The sequence below is a fragment of the Gilliamella sp. App4-10 genome (assembly GCF_001690495.1).
Lineage (GTDB): Bacteria > Pseudomonadota > Gammaproteobacteria > Enterobacterales > Orbaceae > Gilliamella > Gilliamella apicola_G.
On record NZ_LZGS01000029.1, the window covers coordinates 1 to 1,744 of the forward strand.

A 1,744-nucleotide genomic window follows, 5' to 3' on the forward strand; every position below is an offset into this window, starting at 1 on the left:
CAAATTTTTGGTTGGATAAGCGATTTAGTAAAAGGCGGTAACTATTTAACGGGTGCGGATCAGCGTCTTCTATATGCCAATGATAACTACTGTGCTTTTATTCGTAAAACAAAATCTGATCAGATTCTTTATTTATGTATGAGTTTTTTTCTCTCAATTTCGGGGATCTTTTTAATTCCATCTTTGATATATTCTATTATAACGTGCAATAGTGATACACTTTTCTATCTTTTAACTTCTGGTTTATTTTGTTACATTATTCTCGAATATTTAATGATTCCTGAATTTTATCAAAATCTTTTTACACGTCGAGGTAGTCCCATTATTTTTAACCGTAAAACGGGTAAAGTGTATATCAATGAAAGCTATTTTTTTAATTTTAAAGTGTTACGTAATCCGCTAACCTTTTTGCACCCTAATAAAAAACGCATAAAAGAATATGACTGGGCCCATTTACAAGGGGTGGTGGTGCATAACTTTTCACGCTCTTCACTCAACACCACCATATTAATGGTGTGCAAACCCCATACCCATAAAACAATTGACCATATATTATTAGACCCATTACGTGCTGGCATAGGCAGTTATCTGGTTTGGGGTTGGGTCAATAACTTTATGTGCGCGAACAAATTAGCTGGCTTAAACGATGGCAAATACAAATGGGAACAAGAAACCCAATTTAAAGACAACATTATTAAAGGACAAGGCTGGCCAGAATGGATGGTCGAAGCGTTTAATGCCACATCGCAAGCAGAGCTCGCCGAAATTAAACAACGGCATCATGTCAAACAATAAGTTTTAATAGCTCAGGGCGGGGACGGACAAAAAGCCTATTTTGATAAGTATGATCGCAACCGTAATGTCATGACAGGGCTGCCTGAGCCTGATTATAACACTATTGACGAGCCAGACGAATTTACATTAACCACATCGGCTAATCATCTTACTGATAAAACAATAACCAATAGCGACAAGCCAGTTCAAAATGGGCTTATTATCAATAAATGGATCGCCGGCACCATAAGCGCGTTTAATATTGTAAAATATCAAATTATTATTCAATACAATAACCGTGAAGACGTGCCATTAATCGTGACTCAAAACAATAAAATTTAAATTAAGGAGCAGAACAATGCCATCACAATATCAACCCCAAATTTTTGGTTGGATAAGCGATTTAGTAAAAGGCGGTAACTATTTAACGGGTGCGGATCAGCGTCTTCTATATGCCAATGATAACTACTGTGCTTTTATTCGTAAAACAAAATCTGATCAGATTCTTTATTTATGTATGAGTTTTTTTCTCTCAATTTCGGGGATCTTTTTAATTCCATCTTTGATATATTCTATTATAACGTGCAATAGTGATACACTTTTCTATCTTTTAACTTCTGGTTTATTTTGTTACATTATTCTCGAATATTTAATGATTCCTGAATTTTATCAAAATCTTTTTACACGTCGAGGTAGTCCCATTATTTTTAACCGTAAAACGGGTAAAGTGTATATCAATGAAAGCTATTTTTTTAATTTTAAAGTGTTACGTAATCCGCTAACCTTTTTGCACCCTAATAAAAAACGCATAAAAGAATATGACTGGGCCCATTTACAAGGGGTGGTGGTGCATAACTTTTCACGCTCTTCACTCAACACCACCATATTAATGGTGTGCAAACCCCATACCCATAAAACAATTGACCATATATTATTAGACCCATTACGTGCTGGCATAGGCAGTTATCTG

3 protein-coding genes are annotated in these 1,744 nt (G+C 35.2%); all 3 read left to right on the forward strand.

Annotated elements, in window-relative coordinates; translation table 11 throughout:
* The coding region (locus tag A9G23_RS11495; RefSeq protein ID WP_065586503.1) for a DUF6708 domain-containing protein at positions 1–795 on the forward strand (795 nt) is incomplete at its 5' end.
* 69 nt (positions 796–864) lie between these two features.
* Positions 865–1,116, forward strand: coding sequence for a hypothetical protein (locus A9G23_RS04600; RefSeq protein WP_065586504.1), 252 nt, complete (start codon positions 865–867; stop codon positions 1,114–1,116).
* A 16-nt stretch (positions 1,117–1,132) separates the two neighbouring features.
* A partial coding sequence (locus tag A9G23_RS04605; RefSeq protein ID WP_081296954.1) for a DUF6708 domain-containing protein occupies positions 1,133–1,744 on the forward strand: 612 nt, incomplete at its 3' end.